This window comes from Sporosarcina sp. QA0331, assembly GCF_055808055.1.
This window is the reverse complement of record NZ_CM147850.1, coordinates 2,941,784-2,959,336: the sequence shown is the minus strand read 5'-3', so window position 1 is coordinate 2,959,336 and position 17,553 is coordinate 2,941,784. Positions and strand designations below refer to the sequence as shown.

13 protein-coding genes are annotated in these 17,553 nt (G+C 42.9%); 8 read left to right on the top strand and 5 right to left on the bottom strand.

The annotated features are described in order from the left end of the window. Together AC0L13_RS15075 and AC0L13_RS15070 are read left to right on the top strand one after the other, a co-directional pair. Entirely contained in the window at positions 1 to 1,122 is a 1,122-nt protein-coding gene (locus AC0L13_RS15075; RefSeq protein WP_473640970.1) for a sensor histidine kinase, read from the top strand. Further along, positions 1,119 to 1,721, top strand: coding sequence for a response regulator (locus AC0L13_RS15070; protein ID WP_473640968.1), 603 nt, complete (start codon positions 1,119 to 1,121; stop codon positions 1,719 to 1,721). Before AC0L13_RS15075 ends, AC0L13_RS15070 begins: the two co-directional genes overlap by 4 nt. 201 nt (positions 1,722 to 1,922) lie before the next feature. On the opposite strand, the gene AC0L13_RS15065 is transcribed toward AC0L13_RS15070, so the two are convergent. Together AC0L13_RS15065 and AC0L13_RS15060 are read right to left on the bottom strand one after the other, a co-directional pair. Further along, the gene (locus tag AC0L13_RS15065; RefSeq protein WP_473640967.1) at positions 1,923 to 6,401 is read right to left on the bottom strand and encodes a S8 family serine peptidase; all 4,479 of its coding nucleotides are present in this window, start codon (positions 6,399 to 6,401) and stop codon (positions 1,923 to 1,925) included. A gap of 520 nt (positions 6,402 to 6,921) precedes the next feature. Continuing rightward, positions 6,922 to 7,125 (bottom strand): hypothetical protein, encoded by a 204-nt coding sequence (locus tag AC0L13_RS15060; protein WP_473640965.1) that lies wholly within the window; start codon positions 7,123 to 7,125, stop codon positions 6,922 to 6,924. 422 nt (positions 7,126 to 7,547) lie between these two features. On the opposite strand from AC0L13_RS15060, the gene AC0L13_RS15055 reads away from it, so the two are divergent. The 3 genes from AC0L13_RS15055 to AC0L13_RS15045 all read left to right on the top strand — a co-directional run bounded on the left by AC0L13_RS15055 (position 7,548) and on the right by AC0L13_RS15045 (position 10,767). Next, positions 7,548 to 8,342, top strand: coding sequence for a 3D domain-containing protein (locus tag AC0L13_RS15055; protein ID WP_473647038.1), 795 nt, complete (start codon positions 7,548 to 7,550; stop codon positions 8,340 to 8,342). A 108-nt stretch (positions 8,343 to 8,450) separates the two neighbouring features. Continuing rightward, positions 8,451 to 9,296 (top strand): STAS domain-containing protein, encoded by an 846-nt coding sequence (locus AC0L13_RS15050; RefSeq protein ID WP_473647036.1) that lies wholly within the window; start codon positions 8,451 to 8,453, stop codon positions 9,294 to 9,296. 143 nt (positions 9,297 to 9,439) lie between these two features. Beyond that, a protein-coding gene (locus AC0L13_RS15045; protein ID WP_473640963.1) for an IS3 family transposase occupies positions 9,440 to 10,767 on the top strand; the annotation gives its coding sequence in 2 pieces (ribosomal slippage) (positions 9,440 to 9,818 and positions 9,818 to 10,767; 1,329 coding nt in all). Positions 10,768 to 10,844: 77 nt separating this feature from the next. Here AC0L13_RS15045 and AC0L13_RS15040 read toward each other — a convergent pair. The 3 genes from AC0L13_RS15040 to AC0L13_RS15030 all read right to left on the bottom strand — a co-directional run bounded on the left by AC0L13_RS15040 (position 10,845) and on the right by AC0L13_RS15030 (position 14,145). Continuing rightward, positions 10,845 to 11,588: an arylamine N-acetyltransferase family protein gene (locus AC0L13_RS15040; RefSeq protein WP_473640961.1), complete on the bottom strand. Its 744-nt coding sequence runs from the start codon at positions 11,586 to 11,588 to the stop codon at positions 10,845 to 10,847. A 126-nt stretch (positions 11,589 to 11,714) separates the two neighbouring features. Next, positions 11,715 to 12,959 (bottom strand): metal-dependent hydrolase family protein, encoded by a 1,245-nt coding sequence (locus AC0L13_RS15035; protein ID WP_473640959.1) that lies wholly within the window; start codon positions 12,957 to 12,959, stop codon positions 11,715 to 11,717. A 16-nt stretch (positions 12,960 to 12,975) separates the two neighbouring features. Next, the gene (locus AC0L13_RS15030; RefSeq protein WP_473640957.1) at positions 12,976 to 14,145 is read right to left on the bottom strand and encodes a hypothetical protein; all 1,170 of its coding nucleotides are present in this window, start codon (positions 14,143 to 14,145) and stop codon (positions 12,976 to 12,978) included. Between the two features lie 301 nt (positions 14,146 to 14,446). Here AC0L13_RS15030 and AC0L13_RS15025 point away from each other — a divergent pair, with 301 nt between their 5' ends. The 3 genes from AC0L13_RS15025 to AC0L13_RS15015 all read left to right on the top strand — a co-directional run bounded on the left by AC0L13_RS15025 (position 14,447) and on the right by AC0L13_RS15015 (position 17,483). Continuing rightward, positions 14,447 to 15,280 (top strand): glycerophosphodiester phosphodiesterase, encoded by an 834-nt coding sequence (locus AC0L13_RS15025; protein ID WP_473640955.1) that lies wholly within the window; start codon positions 14,447 to 14,449, stop codon positions 15,278 to 15,280. 202 nt (positions 15,281 to 15,482) lie between these two features. After that, positions 15,483 to 16,178, top strand: coding sequence for an RluA family pseudouridine synthase (locus tag AC0L13_RS15020; RefSeq protein WP_473640953.1), 696 nt, complete (start codon positions 15,483 to 15,485; stop codon positions 16,176 to 16,178). 87 nt (positions 16,179 to 16,265) lie between these two features. Then, complete coding sequence (locus tag AC0L13_RS15015; RefSeq protein WP_473640951.1) at positions 16,266 to 17,483, top strand: carboxylate--amine ligase; 1,218 nt, start codon at positions 16,266 to 16,268, stop codon at positions 17,481 to 17,483. Positions 17,484 to 17,553 lie beyond the last annotated feature (70 nt).

Here is a 17,553-nt window from a genome sequence, read left to right as displayed (position 1 = left end):
GTGAAGAACTTTAGGTTGTTTCCAAAAAGATTTGGCTACATCCCTCATATATTTTTAGTCTATTTGATACTGCCGCTCTATCAAGTGAACAAGGAAGTAGGAATGAAAGCGGTAATTGGCTATGGCCTGTTACTGCTTTTTTTCATCTCTTACCGGCAATGTTATCAGCCAATTGCACTAAAGAAATTTTACGCTTGGTTGTCAGTTCAAGTAGCTATTACTGTCATCTTCGTCGTCTTTTACGATCCATATAGCATATTTTTAGGGTTTTACACTTCAAACTTCATTGGGTGGATAGAAGATAAAAAAAGATTTCGTAATGCCTTGAAAGTTTTTGTTAGTGTCATTGGAGTGTGTTCCGGATGGATTTGGTTCCAAACTGGATTTGTAGGTTTTGTCTCCCTCTTACCATTTTTAGTTGTTATCATTCTATCCCCATACGGCATTCGGCATATGAATGAACGGATGGAATTGGAGAGCCAATTGAATGATGCGAATGAACAGATTAAAACGCTCATCAAACAAGAGGAAAGGGTAAGGATAGCCCGAGACTTGCATGATACATTGGGGCATACGTTGTCGCTCATCACATTGCAAAGTCAAGTTATCCAAAGAATTGCGAGTGATCCTGAAAAGGTGAAGACGGAGGCGAAGGAAATCGAAAAAACGTCACGTTCCGCTCTTCAACAAGTACGGGAACTTGTATCAGACATGCGGGTTAGCACAATCGAAGAGGAGCTCGCACATATGGAACAAATTTTAGCCGCTGGCAATATCGAATTTCAGTGCAATGTTCTGGGGAGAGAAGCAACTGAACTCTCGCCTCTCCAGCAAAATATTGCGGGAATGTGCTTACGTGAAGCTTCTACAAATATCGTGAAGCATAGCAAAGCGACGCAATGCTCGGTAACTGTGCAGCAAGATTCGCATGAGTTTTTAATACGCATACATGATAATGGAACTGGAATTGGAGCTCGTCCGTGGGGGAATGGGTTGAAAGGGATGTCCGAACGCCTTTCATTGCTAGAAGGGGAAATGAAAGTGGATTCTGTAATGGGGACGGTTATTGAAATTTCAATTCCAATTGTTGTGAAGGCAAAGGAAGGGGCTGTTGCCTTATGATCCGAATTGTCATCGCTGAAGACCAGCGGATTTTACGAGGGGCATTAGGGACTCTCCTCGATTTTGAAGAAGATATGGAAGTGATCGGCCAAGCTGAAAATGGGGAACAGGCATTGCGGCTCGTCCGAGAATTGCGTCCTGACGTTTGTATATTAGATATTGAAATGCCGCTGAAAAGCGGTCTCGAAGTTGCTGATGAATTAAGAGATTGCGGCTCTCCGTGTAAAGTGATCATATTAACGACGTTTGCGCGGCCCGGCTTTTTCGAGAGAGCGATCAAAGCGAAGGTTCATGGCTATATGTTAAAGGATGGCTCAATCGATGATTTGGCAGCTGCTATTAGAAACGTCATGCAAGGGAAGAGGGAGTTTGCAGCTGAACTGATCATGAATTCTTATCATGAAGATAATCCGTTGACGGAGCGGGAGCGGGAAGTGTTGCAGCTGTCGGCGGATGGGATGACGGCTAAAGAGATTGGCGCAGCGCTTTATTTATCTCCGGGTACGGTTCGTAATTATATGTCTGAAATTCTGCAGAAAGTGGAAGCAAAAAACAAAGTGGAGGCCATATCGATCTGTCGTGAAAAAGGATGGATTTGAATTTGATGAAATAGGTAAAACGTCATGAAATGGTGATAACTATCAGTATTCGATAGATAACTTTCTTTATTCAATAGATAAGGATAGTTATTCAATAGATAAAATACCATATTCAATAGATAACTTCAGACATTCAATAGATAATAAAAAACGGGCTGTGGCTTTCATCGAGAATCCGATGATGAGCCACGCCCGTTTTACTTATTCGGCCTGTTCAGCCGATTCTTCTGCTTCAATGCTTTCTTGAACTGCTCCTTCATCGTTGCCTTCAGTCTGCTCGACTTCACTCGTTTGACCGATATTGATGAACAGTTTTCCGTCTGCGAGTTTTCTTCTTTCATTTCCAAAATCATCGACGACTTTCACTTCGACGCGTGCTCCGTCAGCTGTTACGCCTAATGGAACAGTCCAGTAACCGACGTAATGGCCAGGTGATACTTCGTGCATCGGCAATTCAGTCGCGTTCGTCAAATCATTGCCTCCGACATTCGTAAGCGGCATGTGGATGAAGTATGTTGCAGTCAATCCAGGCTCGCTGTCGAATTCAAATTTGACGGATTTCCCAGTTACTAAATGGACATCTTCCGTCGGTGTCAAATTCGTAATTTCTGGAGCTGTATATTTTGCGGTGACTGAAACGGTTTGGATCGTTTCGTTACCTGCAGCATCCGTTGCAATGACAGTGATTTCATTTGCACCGTTATCCAAAAGGACTCGTTTCGAGAACGTGCCATCTTCAGTAACAGTCGCTTGTTCACCATTTACAGTTACCGATTTTAAATAGGCATCCATAACTGTACCTTCAACTGTGACCGTTTCACGATTTGTCGTTTCGCCGTTTTTCGGATTCGTAATTGCCAATTCCGGTTGCATCGTATCCAACGCAACTGTTACAGGCGCAGATGTTCCTGTTACGCGTCCGTCTAATGAAGCGACAGCTGTGAATTCATTTTCACCTTCTGTCAAAACTGTTTGGAATGAGAATTTCCCATCGTTGCCGATGACAACAGAATCGACTTCTTCGCCATTGTTATGGAGCGCGATTGTCGTTGTCGGTGGTGCTGAACCTTCGATGACGATGTTTTCTTCATTCGTCACAGTGCCTGTTTCAGGAGAAGTGATGACCGGCTCGAACACTTCATAGCTTACTCGTGCCCGAATCATATAGTTCCCTTCATCAGCAGGTGCTGGCGACCAAGATCCGACCAACTGATAACTTCTTCCTGCGTTCGGTCCGTCCTCATCTGTTGCGAGGCCTGGCGCATACGGATTCGCTTCCGTTTGGATGTACACCATATAGAAGTCGCCGTTCACGACAATATTGTGCTCCGTCAAATCAACGACTGTCCATTCTCCATTCCGTTTCGCTTGGGCATCGATTGGTCCTGCAATCTTTTGCCCTGGCGCTCCGTCAGCACCTGTAGCATCCCAAACTTCTACCGCAAATGCAGTTCCGCCCGGTACTGGCCATTCAGTATCCCAGAATCGGAATACACCTTCCGTGACAATTCCTGTATCATTGCCTTCCGGAAGAGACATTTTTACGCCCCAACCATTGTTGGCATCGTAGAATGCTCTTGCGTTTTCAGCAGTTCCGTCATCATATCCGATTTCACCGCCAGGATATGTGAAGAACGGTTCTAGCGCGAAATCTTGTGACGGTTGGCCGCCGATGTTGATGCTAGCCTCTTGTCCGTGGTAACCGCGAGCGACCACTTTCAGCGTATAATTGCCCTCGTATGCGGTGATTGCGAAATGGCCAGCTGCGTCAGTCGACACAGGGGAGATGTTCGCATCTTCCACTAGGAGCAAGGTTGCGCCTTCAATCGGCTCACCAGTTGATTCGTCTGTTACAGTCCCGCTTATTGTTGCCTGTGGCATTTCTTCCAATGTGAAATTGGCGTTTGTCGTTTCATCTGCATTGATTGTCACAGTTTGCGTTTCGGATTGGTATCCGTACGCTTCTGCTTGTGCAGTGAACGTTCCTGCACCATGAGTCATTGTATACGATCCGTTAGCAGGATTTGTATAAACAGAGCGATCTGTTTCAAGAATATTCACTTGTGCGCCTAATGGAAGTAGGACAGGTGCTGCTTTGCCTTCTTCAACAGGAGGTGCTGGCTCATCTTTCGGCATGACAGGCTTGATCGTTTTAGGATCGACAGGTGTTTCAAGTGCGTCTTTTCCTTTTTCAATTAGATCGCCAGGATCTCTGTCTTTTGGTGGTTTTAAAGCTTGAGGAGCCTTGAGCTCATTTTTTTCCATCAACTTATTTTTTGGTGCAAGTGAGATTGTGCCTGCTTGGGACTCAGTGCTCAAAGCTACGTCATCAATATACCAGCCTTCCCTCACTACGCTTCCATCGGAAAACGCATTGAATCCGATATAAACGCGCTGTCCGCTATACTCGGACAGATCCACTTCTGCGTCGATCCATCCTTCTGAAGCACCTTGAATCATAAGCAATTGCGTCCATTCTTCCATATCAGTGGAGATGAATACATGTCCATAATCCCAAGCTCTTCCTGAAGTAGATTGCTCGAAATTATGCCATTGCTTGAATTGCAAATAAGATGCACCTTCCGGAAGATCAACTGGAGGCATAACAAGAGTCGCATTCATGCTGCTTTCATACATGCCGGCTAAATTCGTGGCATACACATTTTCTCCTGAAGCTGCATTGCCTGGACCGGAAGTCGGTTTGCCCCATTCCCAGCTGTTTTTATTCCCAAACGAAGTCCATCCTACCGGCATTTGTTCGAAATCCTCAAAATAACCGACAGTGATGCCAGGTTTTACGAGTACAGTAAATTCTTCACTCGATACTTCATTGTTGCCGAAATCGTTAATGACCCATTTATAAGTGAATGCATCACCGGAAATGAGATCTCCGGCAACTGTCACACCGTATTCGCCTGATAGGTAATCGCCTGATTTACGTTCGGCTTTCAATGAATTCCATTGTCCATCCGAATTTACATACTGCAACGTCACAGAGGACACGCTAATATTATCCGTTACATTGATGCGTAAATCCAAATCCATCCCTGCGTACGTTTCCGTTGGAGCTGAGTGTTCGAATGCAGGTGGTTCGCTATCGTCGCCCTGCTTCGTAACTTGGCCTTCAAGTTTTCCAAGTCCGCTTGCGATGGAAGAAACCGCTGCGTATGCATCTACAAGTCCATGCCCATACCCATGGTTAGGAGATGTCGGATACGCGCTATCTGTCAATGGAGTTGCTGTGTTCAGTAGAACTTGTTCCATTTCCTCGACAGTTATCGTAGCGTTCACTTGTCGAAGCAAAGCTGCTACGCCAGAAACAGCAGGGCCTGCCATGGACGTGCCATTCCAGCCGCCTTCATAGCCGCTACCCGGAACAGAGGAACGGATATTGACGCCAGGTGCGGAAATATCCGGCTTCACTAGGTCGTAAGGTGAAGGTCCGCGAAGTGAAAAGCTTGCCACTTTATCATTGATGTCTGTAGCACCTGTTGCGAAGGATTCTGGATAGTTCGCTGGTGCAGCGACTGATCCAGGTCCGCCTGGGTTTGTAAGAGTCGTGTTGCCTGCAGAGAACTCAGGGAAGATTTCCGCTGCACGCCAGTTTCTGACGACGTCGCGGTACCATTCGTCAAGGCCTGCGCCTCCGCCCCAAGAGTTATTGACGACATCCGGAGCTAAATCTACACGCGCATTTCCATTTGCATCTGTTGGAGCGAGAATCCACTGAGCTGCGGCCAATAAATCACGGTCTGTTCCACCGTTAGCAGTGAATGCTTTAACAGCAATCCACTTCGCGCCAGGTGCAACCCCGATCTGGTTATTGCCGTTCGGTTCGCTTCCAACCATCGTACCTGTCACATGTGTTCCGTGACCATGATCATCATAAGGAGTTGTACGCCCAGCAGTTGCGTCAAACCAGTTGAAATCATGATTCACTTCCCCTGTGACGGCGTTATACCCGCGATATTTCTCTTTTAATGCTGGGTGATCCCATTGTACGCCAGAATCAATGCTTGCAACGACTGTTCCGGATCCATCGATTCCCATGTCCCAAGCTTGAGGTGCATTGACACGTTCAATGTTCCACTCGACATTTGCTAGCTGAGATTTCGGCGCATCTGCATTCTCGACTACTGTTGTGTTCAATTGACGCGTTTCATTCGGCAGAACCTTTTCGACTTCTGCAAATGTGCCGATCGCTTCCGCAACTTCCTTTGTCGCTGTTACAGCCATGCCGTTAACGATGTAATAGGAAGTGATGTCTTTTGCTTTACCGGCCTTCACTTGTTGTTCAAGATATTGTTTAACATTTTGCTGTGATTCAAGGGATGTCAATCTCAGCTCGGAGACGACAGCTGATCGAGTCATCATGACCGATTGCTTTCCGGAAAGGTTCGCTTGGCTTGCTTGCTGTTTTGCCGCAGCTGCCACTTGCTCCGTATCTGCTTGTTCTTTGAACTTGATCAAAAAGGTGACCATGCTATCGTCTTTAAAGTTTTCAAGCAATCGATTGCTGACTTTTTCTTTAGCGATTTCATTCGAGTCTCGCAATGAGTGATGCAGTTTCTTGTTCAGTCCTGTGCTTGCAGCCATCGCGGGCGTTATCAATGAAAATACCATCAAGAACGTTGCCGCGATGCTGAATAATCTCATTCGCTGACGTTTCCTCAATTCCATTCCTCCTTTTTGGTTTCGACCGTTCCCCTTGTAAAGAGCCGACAAAAAAACACCCTTTGCCCCCTTTCTGTTAAACGTTAAGGTTCTCAATGGTGTCGGAATCTCCGTATCTAGCTGTCTAGCTAACATTATACATTTATTAAATTAAAATTGAATACCAAATCATCTGACTAGTTAATAAATAATAATAAGTAACTAATTTGACCAAAATGAATAGGGAGTTTCATCACAGTTGACTAGTTTTTTATAAATGTCAAATATTTTGTTTAAACGCTATATTTTAAGGGTTTTTAAGTGTTTTGAAGAAGGCGGGAGTCAGAATGGGGAATAGAAGATCAGGACAAAATGATGTAGAAGACCTAAATGTGGATTGAAATGATATATTACATATTTATAAAACATTAAATTGTAGGCATAAATTAATATGAAAATCGGGTTCTACAAATAGGGATTATGTTCGTGAAAATTTTCCCAAGTTCAGGACACAAAAAGAAGCCGGCAATTTCCCGGCTTCTTTCATTTATGACTTAGGATGTTTATGGATTCTTTCCTTCCGTAAATCCTCTTTCATATCATCCAAATTGATCGTATCTACGGTTTGCATATCCTCATGCATGTCAAATAAACTTGTTCGGTCTGATGGAATCCCTTCAGGATGTTCTAAATATCGAAAGTGGTTTGCTTCCCGTTCATTATTAGAAGCCCTCCGATTATCCTCTGTCATGGCAGTTGCCTCCTTATAACTGTTTCCTTATAGGATTGGCAAGCTGCATAGATCTATGCGTACTTCAAAAAGTGCTGCAAAAGCAATCAAGTTCATCGTCTGCGTAACGGAGCATTCGTCTTTTGTTTATTATCAATTATTTTGCGCACGATCGGATATACAACCGGAGCCCATTTAATAGCTGTCTTAATTAGTCTTCCTATTTTCATGTCATTCGCCCCTTACTAACCATTTTCTTTATTTTGCCCTCTCTACCGAGAAAGTAAACAAAAATCTGCTTTTCCTATGACAGTCTCACTATGATAATCAACTTCTTGATTGTCATATTTCGAACTTTTAAAAAAGATATGTTTGAATTTGAAAGATTTTGGACAGGACTGGGGAAATTGTTATTAAGAGAGGAGCAATACTACTTGATTAAGATGAAAATGATTGTGTTGACTGCAATCATGACACTTTCATTCAGTGTCGTGACCGAAGCGGCTATATTTGGCGGGACGGAGCATGAAGAAGAGTTTGGGCTTCCTTCTGAAGAAATTAGACCGAACCTTAGTGATATTCCCTTTATCGACATTTTGGAAAATACGATACCGTTATTTTATCCGCCACTGGACTTGTTGAAAGAAGACCCTATGACATATGAGGTTGAAGAAGGAGATACGTTGTATCGGATTGCCTTGAATCACGGTATGACTTTGCAAGAATTGAAAAGTTTAAACGACATGACCGAGGATCTGATCTACCCGGGTGACGTATTGACGGTTAGTGAAGAAGATAGAGGAAATAATCTCGGTATTGCAGGAACGTTCAAAGTAGCTGCAGCCATTTCGGAAAAGGTGTCAGAAACAATTTCTGAAACTAGTAAGGAAACTGTAGCGAAAGAACCGGCATTCAACGTATCCGTTTCAAGTCCTCCAGAAAGCACGGGAGCAGAAATGACGGTGACAGCAACAGCCTATACAGCTTATTGTACAGGTTGTTCTGGGACGACGGCATATGGAATCGATCTCCGTTCCAATCCAAATCAGAAAGTCATTGCAGTAGACCCATCAATTATCCCGCTTGGAACGAAAGTTTGGGTGGAAGGGTATGGGGAAGCAATAGCAGGAGATGTCGGCAGTGCAATTAAAGGACATAAAATTGACGTATTTATCCCTACCTATGAAAGCGCGATGGAGTGGGGCGTTAAAAAGGTAAAACTTAAAATCATAAAATGAATTCATACGTATTGGGAAGCTTTCACTATTATTTCCCAATACGTATTTATTTTTTATGTTACAATTAAAAACAACAGGTTGTCGGTGGGAGGGATAATAGTGAAAACTATGAATTGCGAGCTGTATGAATTCTTGCTGGAACAAATAGACGCCATCACAGAGGAATGGTTGTTGGATCGTGAAGAGAAGGATGGTTCGATTTACTCGAAAGATGCCAGTGGCGGTTCGGTTCAAATGTTAAGAGAGCAAAACAGGCTAACAAACTTAACGGTTGCGAGCAGCCTCTTATCAGAAGTAGAGATGTTTGAGGAAAATAAGAAAAGTTGGGCATCGATTGTCGCTGAGAGTAGAGTGAATAGCCGAACGCCAATTTACGAAGTTTTGGAAGCGCTTAGTAAGGCGCGTCAAGCGTTTTGGAAGTTTGTTGAGAGTTTTGTCGATAAGGAAAGGGAGAGGATACTCCGTTCCGACATTATGAATTGGGGAATCGCCATCCATAAGGCATTTGATGAAATGATGGTGGAGTTTTCAAAAAGATACGATGAGCTTATGAACAAACGATTATTTGCTCAACAGAGCCTTATTGATGAATTGAATGCACCTATCATTAAACTTGATTCAACGATTGGAATTTTACCGATCATCGGGGATATTGATACGACTCGGGTTCAATCAATTGTGGACTATGTGCCGAATCGGTGCGTTGATCTTGATGTAACTCATCTATTTATCGATTTGTCGGGAGTTTCTTTAATCGATACGATGGTAGCGAATCATATTTATCAGTTAATGTCGGTGCTCGATCTGTTAGGTATCAAGGCGACGTTGACAGGAATCCACCCCGTCATCGCTCAAACCTCGGTCCAGTTGGGCTTGGATTTTTCCCAAATCCATACATACAGTTCACTGCAATTGGCTTTAAAAAAGAATTTCAGTAGTTTGGCAATCAATTAAATCAATATAAAAAAAGAACGATGAAGGGAAGTGAACTGAACCCCAAATGGTAGACACTTTTAAAAAAGTGACCCCATTTGGGGTTTTTTCTGTCTAAAAGCCTAGGTATACTAAAAATAACTATCCTGACAGGAGTGTTTTCAATGAGTAAAATAATCTTCAATGAACACCAACGTAGACTATTAGAAGCAAATCCTAATGTGAACTCAGTTTCGGATCGTTCTATTCAATATAAGCCAGAGTTTAAAATAATAGCTGTCAAAGAGAATCTGAGCGGTAAAGGTCCTTCTCAAATTTTTATTGAAAATGGATTTGACTTAGAAATGATTGGTACGAAGAAAGCTAAAGAATCACTTAGTCGTTGGAGAAGAACCTATAAGCTTCACGGTGAAGAGGGATTTTTTGAGGAGCGCCGTGGAAAAGGAAGTACTGGGCGTCCATCAACTAAAGGAGTATCTCCTGAGAAAAAACTTGAAAAAGCTGAAGCACGAATTAAATATCTTGAAGCTGAGATCGAGTTGTTAAAAAAGCTAGAGGAACTAGAGAGGCAGGCGAGGAAGTAATACTGACATCCGGTGAGAAATATCAGGTGATTAATGAAGTGATTCGTAAGTTTCAATTAAAGAGGTTCACAGCTCACCTGTGCAGAGTGGCAAAAGTACATCGAAGTGGTTACTATGCATGGCTAGAAAAGTCGGAGAGTCATGCCATCCGCGAGGAAAACGACTATCAAGATTACCTGTTACTTAAATGTGTTTATGATGCATTCAAGGGGAAAATCGGCTATCGAGGCTTCTATATGGCGTTAGAGGAGTTACTTGAGACCCCTATGAATCATAAGAAGATCCTTCGTTTAATGCGTAAGTTTAATCTCTTTGCCAAAATACGAAGAAAAAATCCTTATAGAAATATAGCTCAGGCTACTCAAGAACACCGTACGCTGCCAAACCTCTTGAATCGACAATTCACTCAAGATGAACCGGGCAAGATTTTCGTCACAGACATTACTTATCTCCAAATGAAAACTGGACAGACTGCTTATCTTTCCTGTGTAAAGGATGTAGCTAGCCGTGAAATAATCGCTTATGAACTTTCGGTAAGCTTAAGTATGGGAATTGTATATCGAACCTTAAGGAAGCTAGAGGAAGCATTAGACGGAAATGTACATCCAGAAGCGATGATTCATTCTGATCAAGGTTTTCACTACACGCATCCAGAATACCAAGCACGTGTTAAAGCAATGCAACTCACACAATCCATGTCCCGAAGGGGAAATTGTTTGGACAACGCGCCTATAGAATCATTTTTTGGTCATTTTAAGGACGATGTAGACTACAAGGAAGCAGCCAGTCTGTTAGAGTTGAAAATAATGGTAGATGAATATATGGGACATTACAACTGCACGCGCAAACAATGGGATATAAAAAAGATGACTCCGGAACAATACCGAAGTCATCTCTTAGCTGCATAAATCAAAACGTCGTTTTTTTAAACTGTCCATTAAATGGGGTTCAGTTCAAAGAAACCTTCGTCGTTCTTTTTTTATCACTATATGTTGATACCGAATGAATTTGAAAGAACGGTATCTTTTTCATCCTTGGAAAGCGGTGTTGACTTGGCGGCTCCATTTTCCGTAATGGTCAATTCTTGGTCTTTTACTGTCATTCTGCCTTTAGCTGTTGCTTTTGTGACAATGTCGACATGTGTAAATGTCGATTCCAGGGAGACTTGATTGAACACGCAGCCTTCATGGAAGTCAGCAAGTTGTTTCGTATTTGTAGAAAAACGATAGAGCGGACGAGAATCGTCATTCCGGCTACGTATCAGATCAAAAAGCCCCTCGCCAACTTGCTCGACCGAGTAAGTTCCGCTTACGTCAGTTTGCGGACTACCGTTCAATGGAATCGGTAAGATTGTGGAGTCTCCAAATCCAACATCGACAAGGTAAGGTTCATCCAATTGTACAAGGATGGCGGCATGCGTTTCGGGCTTTGCCCACTGTCCATTTGGCCGATATACAGTGGCAGCAATAAGGGAAGCATCGTATCCTAGCTGTTCTAATAACCAATGGAATAGCCCGTTTAATTCATAACAATAGCCGCCGCGATTTCGAAGAACGATTTTATCGTAAATCGATATTAAATTTAAGTAAATCGGAACTCGACGAATGACATCGAGATTTTCAAACGGTATTTCGGTCATATGTAAACGTTGTAGTTCAGACAATTGATGTAAGGAAGGTTTACTGTCGCTCGATGCGTGAAAACGATTGAGGTATTTTTCAATATCCATTCTATCGGCCTCCTATCTAATTAGTTATAGTATAGCATTCATAGTAGATGCTCTAATGAAAATAAGGCCACTGCAAGACAATCGTCTGTCATTGCAGTGGCCGTTGATTTTTTTAGAAGCTTCATTTTATGCTGTTAAATCTTTCTCCACTTTTCCGCCTTTAATGACAACTTGGATGTTGTCATTGTTTGCAAGAGAATGTATATCTTCTATTGGATCGCCTTTTACGATAATGATATCCGCGAGTTTTCCTGCTTCAATCGTTCCGACTCGATCCCCCCAGCCTAAACATTCAGCGGCTGTTTTCGTGGAGGCGACAATCGCATCCATCGGACTCATTCCAGCATCCGCCATCAACCCTAGCTCGCGCAAGTTCGTACCATGTTTCATAACACCCGCGTCAGTTCCCATCGCGATTTTTACGCCAGCCTTATACGCTTTTTGGAAACTTTCAATATGATGTTGGATAACTTCCTTCGATTTCTGAACAGCCGTTTCAGGCATACCTGTTTCTGCGGCTGTTTCTAAAACCGCAACCGGAGCAAGAAGTGTCGGCACGAGATACGTTCCGTTTTCGAGCATTAATTCGATAGCTTCGTCGTCAATGAAAATGCCATGTTCAATCGAATGGACTCCTGCACGGACGGCGTTTTTAATGCCTTCTGCCCCTTGTGCATGGGCCATGACTTTAACGCCTTTCCGGAAACGTCCTTCCTCGACGATAACCTTCAACTCTTCCAACGAGAATTGTGTGAATTCCGGATGATCGGTTGCGCTTAAGACGCCACCTGTCGCATGCACTTTAATGACTTCTGCGCCTGCTCGAAGCATTTCACGTGTCTTTTTCCGGACTTCCTCTACGCCATCGCAAAGTCCATTCGGCATTCCTGGGTATGGAGAAGGCAATAGATCGAGTACATTTCCTGAAACTGTATAACCATCTCCATGTCCACCGGTAATCGTCAATGCATTAATGCTCAGCTGCAAGCGTGGTCCCGGAATAAGTCCTTCTTCAACAGCTTTTTTCACACCTAGATCGGTACCGAGTGCGTCCCTTACCGAAGTGACGCCCGCGTCCAATGTTGCCTTCAAATATTGCGCTGCTCGGTAATACATGAATGAAAAGGGGGTTGCCAATCGTTCTTGGACTGGCGAAAATTCGAACATCATATGGACATGCGTATCGATGAAGCCGGGAAGGATCGATCCGCCAGCCGCGTCTATGACTTGTTCGTCACCAGTCGCTGCATAGCGTTCCTCATCACCGACATACTCAATCCGATCTCCGTCGATAACAATAATTTGGCCTTGTTTTGGTGCTTCTCCGTTTCCGTCAATAAGTGATCCGTTTCGAATGATTGTTTTTGTCATTGTATATTCCTCCAAATTATAATGTTTGTACTAGAATGCCGGCAATAATGACCGAAGCCACTGTTACGGTCGTAAAACCACCGATTAGCATTGGTGCCAATAATTCATCGAAAATCGCTTTTTCTTCCTTTTTGTTTCTTGCAATGCTTCGGCTCACTTCCTCGCAAAGAATATAATCTGCGGGAAAACCGAACAAAGCCGTCAATGCGACAGGCATGCCCTTAAACGGATGCCATTTCAGCAGCTTGGACATGATGAAACCTCCAAGTGCTATACCGAATGTACCGATAATAAGAATAAGGACGACGCTCGGTAAATTGTTAAGTACTTGCGTTGGCGTGACGCCAGCCATTGTCCCAATGACGACAAAGATGATACCGATCATCGTCATCGTGAATGAATTTGCTTTTTCAAGCGTTTTCGGCTCGAAAACCCCAATCTTCAGGCCGATGACGCCGATTGCAAGACACCAAAGCGTATAATGGACCGGTGTTACTGAACCAAGGGCAACCCCAATGGATGCACCGACAAAAACATAGAACAGTTTTAGTGTTGTACTGGATCTTAACGGGCTTTGTTTTTTACTTTTTTCCTCTTCCTTCAAAATATCTGTTTCTGACACCATTGGTATGAAAGTTCCGTTATCCATATCTTTCTGTAATTTCACAGCGTATCTTCTCATAAAGTTCATCGCAAGCGGCATTCCCATAACTCCTTGGAAAGCTACAACCAGCGCGGGAATGATAATAAGGCTTGTAAGGCCGAGTTCAGTCAACTTTTCCGATGTAATGATAAGGGCGATGATGCCACCGCTGATCGGACCGACTCCCGCAACAGCAGTCGGGTAATCAAAAATTAAAGGAATGATCGTCAATATGAGTATCCCGGAAACAATAATGCCTCCAAGGGCGATAAGAACTGCTTTGAATTGACTTTTCAATAATGAAAAGGGAATCATTGTCCCCATATGCAAAATTGCCGGGCCAATTAAAATGGCACCTAACGCAGGGAATTGTGACTTCTCTAAAATGTCCTTCGGGAAGATGCCTGTCCAATTTAGGATAAGGAATCCTACCATCGCTGTGAGAAGCATCGGGATTCTGGCTCTCGAAACGATAGACAGCCATTCGCCCAATGCGATAAGAGCGAAAATTAATGTGGTGGCGATTACAGGATTACTTAACATGATGGCTCCTCCTAGATGTAATACAATTATTCTTCCGACTAAATAATTAATTTCTAGTCTTAAGTGATATCCAATATATCAGCCCGGAAATAGTTTGTAAATAGTATTTTGACGATTATTACTATTACTTTATATTGAAAGCGCATACATTTAATTAATTGTTGTTGCGAAAAAAATGCAATACTTTTAGCTCATTGTGTATATTAAGGTATTCAAGACTATAGATATATGATAATATAATAGAAAGATAATTCGGATATTAGGTTTTGCAATATCCGATGAGAGAATGCGGGGAATTCTAATGAGAAAACATAATCTGTTTTGCGTAGCAATCGTCGGTGCATGTCTATTCCTTCTTTGCGGCTTCAACGATCAAACAAAGAGGGTTCATACACCTAATATGATTAGCATCGCACACCGGGGAGCTTCCAGTTTTGCACCTGAAAATACCCGTTCCGCTTTCCATAAAGCAGTCGAGCTGCGTGCCGATTTTTTAGAATGTGACGTCCACCTTTCGAAGGATGGCGAACTCGTTATTATGCATGATGCGAAAATCGACCGCACGACGAATGGAAGCGGTTACGTTAAAGACTACACTTTGGCGGAGCTGAAAGCATTGGACGCCGGTGGAAGATTCAGCAAAGAGTTTCAAGGCGAGTCAATCATAACGCTCAACGAATTATTAGAAGAATTCTATGACAAAGCCGGATTATTAATTGAACTGAAAAACCCACAAACTTATCCAGGAATTGAAGAAAAGGTCGTGTCGCTGCTTAGTGATTATGACGATATCAGTTCGATCATCGTCCAATCATTCGATGCAGAGTCCATGAGGAAGATACATACACTATTGCCTGATATTGAAGTAGCAGTCCTTATACATCCTTCCGAATCGTTACTTAGCGCAAAGAAGTTAGACGAACTGACATCATTTGCATCTTATATCAATTTCAATGTTTCGTTCTTAAATAAGCGAATGGTGGATAGCGTTCATGAACGTGGTAGCAAAGTCCTTGTCTGGTCGAAGAAAGATAAGCGATTAGTGTCGAAAGCACAGAAGTTCGGCGTTGACGGCATTATATCGGACTTTTCTACTTGGCCGACAGATGAGCCAATCTATTTGGTACAAGAATAAGAGTATGAGCAAAAGCCGAAAAAACTTCGGCTTTTTTATTTTTAGCGAAAATCTATCTTCAATAACCAATCATCCACCAATTTTGTCGGAAAAGCTGGGAGATATATAGTATGATAGACGGAATGGAGGCGAACTGGAATGAAAAATGAACAGTTAAATAGAGAAATTTGTCCATCAATATTATTGAAAGGAACTGTGAAAGTTGATCATACGCATTTTATATGAAGACAATCATTTGCTCGTAGTAGAGAAGCCTGTCAATTTACCAGTGCAGGCTGATGATAGCGGCGATGATGATTTATTAACATTATTGAAAGCAGACTTGAAAAGACGCCATCAAAAACCGGGGAATGTCTATTTAGGTTTAGTGCATAGACTGGATCGACCCGTAGGAGGCGTTCTCGTATTCGCGAAAACGTCAAAGGCAGCATCCCGGCTTTCCGACGTGCTGCGAAAAAGGGAAATGGAGAGGACTTACTTAGCCGTTGTTAGAGGCAGATTGGATAATGGCGGCCTATTGGAGCATCATCTTTGGAAGGATGCGAAGAAAAACAAGGTTCATGCAGTTAAGCCATCTCACCCAGGAGGGAAGAAGGCTGTCCTTCATTATGAAACGATTGAAAGGCAGGACGGTATGAGCTTGCTCGCCATCCGGCTTCATACAGGCAGATCGCATCAGATTCGTGTACAAATGGCGACGTCCGGCGCCCCCCTTTACGGAGATCAAAAGTACGGTCAGCATGTGAACCGGCCGGGAGAGCAAATTGCGTTATGGGCGCATACGTTATCTTTCCCGCACCCTACGACGAAAGAGATCCTCAAGTTCGAATCGACACCGCCATTCGAGCATCCTTGGAATATTTGGAAGCATATTGATTCCGGGGTTCTGACGATGTGAGTTATTTCGAATAGGCCATACTGCTTGATTGACATAGAAATTCATGAACCCTACACTAAGATAGAGAAAAGCATGTTGGAGGAAACTATGACAAACCATCCGTTTATCCCGATCATTGTAGGGACAGATATTAATGCATACAATATGGCAATTTCATTCCACGAGGCATATGGAATCCATCCGGTCCTCGTCGGGAAAGAGCCTTTATCTTTTACAAGTTTGAGTACGATTCCAGGCGCAATTGAGCTGCATCCGAAATTAGGGGAGAAGGAAGAGTTCGTCCGCTTCTTAAAAAAAGTTGCGGATAAGTACAGAACGAAAGGAAAAAGACTGCTTCTTATAGGGACGAATGACTTGTATGTGCGCCTAATCATTGAATGCCGTCAAGCGCTGAAGTCTGATTATGTATTCAATTATATCGATGAAGAGTTAATGAATAACTTGCTTGTAAAGAAGAATTTCTACCAGCTTTGCGAGGAGCATGGGATTGATACACCTTCGACTTATTTCTATTCATGTGAAACAGACGATCGTTTCGACGAAGAAGTCATGTTCCCGGTGATCATTAAACCGAGCAACGGTGTGCAATATTACAAGCATCCATTTGAAGGAATGCAAAAAGTGTATAAAGTCGACTCATATGAAGAAATTCAGAAAGTCATCGATACGATTAAGAAAAGTGGCTATCGCGACGACTTGATCATCCAAGATTTCATTCCTGGCGATGATACATATATGTGGGATTCCGTTTTCTACGTCAACAGTAAAGGAAACTCCGAGCTGATCACGTTTGGCCAAGTTGTATTGCAAGAGCATACCGTTACGGCGATCGGCAATTATACAGCGGTCATTACCCGTTATAATGAAGAGATGATGATGAAACTGAAAGGGTTTCTAGAGGCGCTCAACTATGTCGGCTATGCAAACTTTGATTTGAAATACGATCATCGCGACAAAAAGTTCAAAGTGTTCGAAGTGAATATCCGACAGGGACGTTCAAGTTATTACATCACATCATGCGGACATAACTTGGCAAAGAACTTTGTCGATGACCTCATCTACGGTGTCGAAAAACCATTGACATTATTAGATGAAAAATTCCTTTTTACAGTCGTTCCGAAAGCCGTTTTACGGAAGTTTGTCGACAACGCTAAAATCCGAAAAGAGGTCGACCAGCTGTTACGGGCAGGCAAGTATGCCAACCCGCTGTTCTATAAAAGGGATAAAAGCTTTAAACGAAAACTTTATCTCTTCATGAGACAAATCAATTACTACCGCAAATATAAAAATAATAGATGGTCATGATTATACCCCGATGCGTTTAGCGCTTCGGGGATTTTTTGGTTAATTCTTCATGGTTTACAGTTTTCGTGGA

Excerpts from the sequence above, each read along its gene's own strand:
- AC0L13_RS15070 (WP_473640968.1), top strand. The coding sequence starts at position 1,119 with ATGATCCGAATTGTCATCGCTGAAGACCAGCGGATTTTACGAGGGGCA.
- AC0L13_RS15060 (WP_473640965.1), bottom strand. The coding sequence starts at position 7,125 with ATGACAGAGGATAATCGGAGGGCTTCTAATAATGAACGGGAAGCAAAC.
- AC0L13_RS15035 (WP_473640959.1), bottom strand. The coding sequence starts at position 12,959 with ATGACAAAAACAATCATTCGAAACGGATCACTTATTGACGGAAACGGA.
- AC0L13_RS15065 (WP_473640967.1), bottom strand. The coding sequence starts at position 6,401 with ATGGAATTGAGGAAACGTCAGCGAATGAGATTATTCAGCATCGCGGCA.
- AC0L13_RS15055 (WP_473647038.1), top strand. The coding sequence starts at position 7,548 with ATGAAAATGATTGTGTTGACTGCAATCATGACACTTTCATTCAGTGTC.
- AC0L13_RS15040 (WP_473640961.1), bottom strand. The coding sequence starts at position 11,588 with ATGGATATTGAAAAATACCTCAATCGTTTTCACGCATCGAGCGACAGT.
- AC0L13_RS15025 (WP_473640955.1), top strand. The coding sequence starts at position 14,447 with ATGAGAAAACATAATCTGTTTTGCGTAGCAATCGTCGGTGCATGTCTA.
- AC0L13_RS15050 (WP_473647036.1), top strand. The coding sequence starts at position 8,451 with ATGAATTGCGAGCTGTATGAATTCTTGCTGGAACAAATAGACGCCATC.
- AC0L13_RS15030 (WP_473640957.1), bottom strand. The coding sequence starts at position 14,145 with ATGTTAAGTAATCCTGTAATCGCCACCACATTAATTTTCGCTCTTATC.
- AC0L13_RS15015 (WP_473640951.1), top strand. The coding sequence starts at position 16,266 with ATGACAAACCATCCGTTTATCCCGATCATTGTAGGGACAGATATTAAT.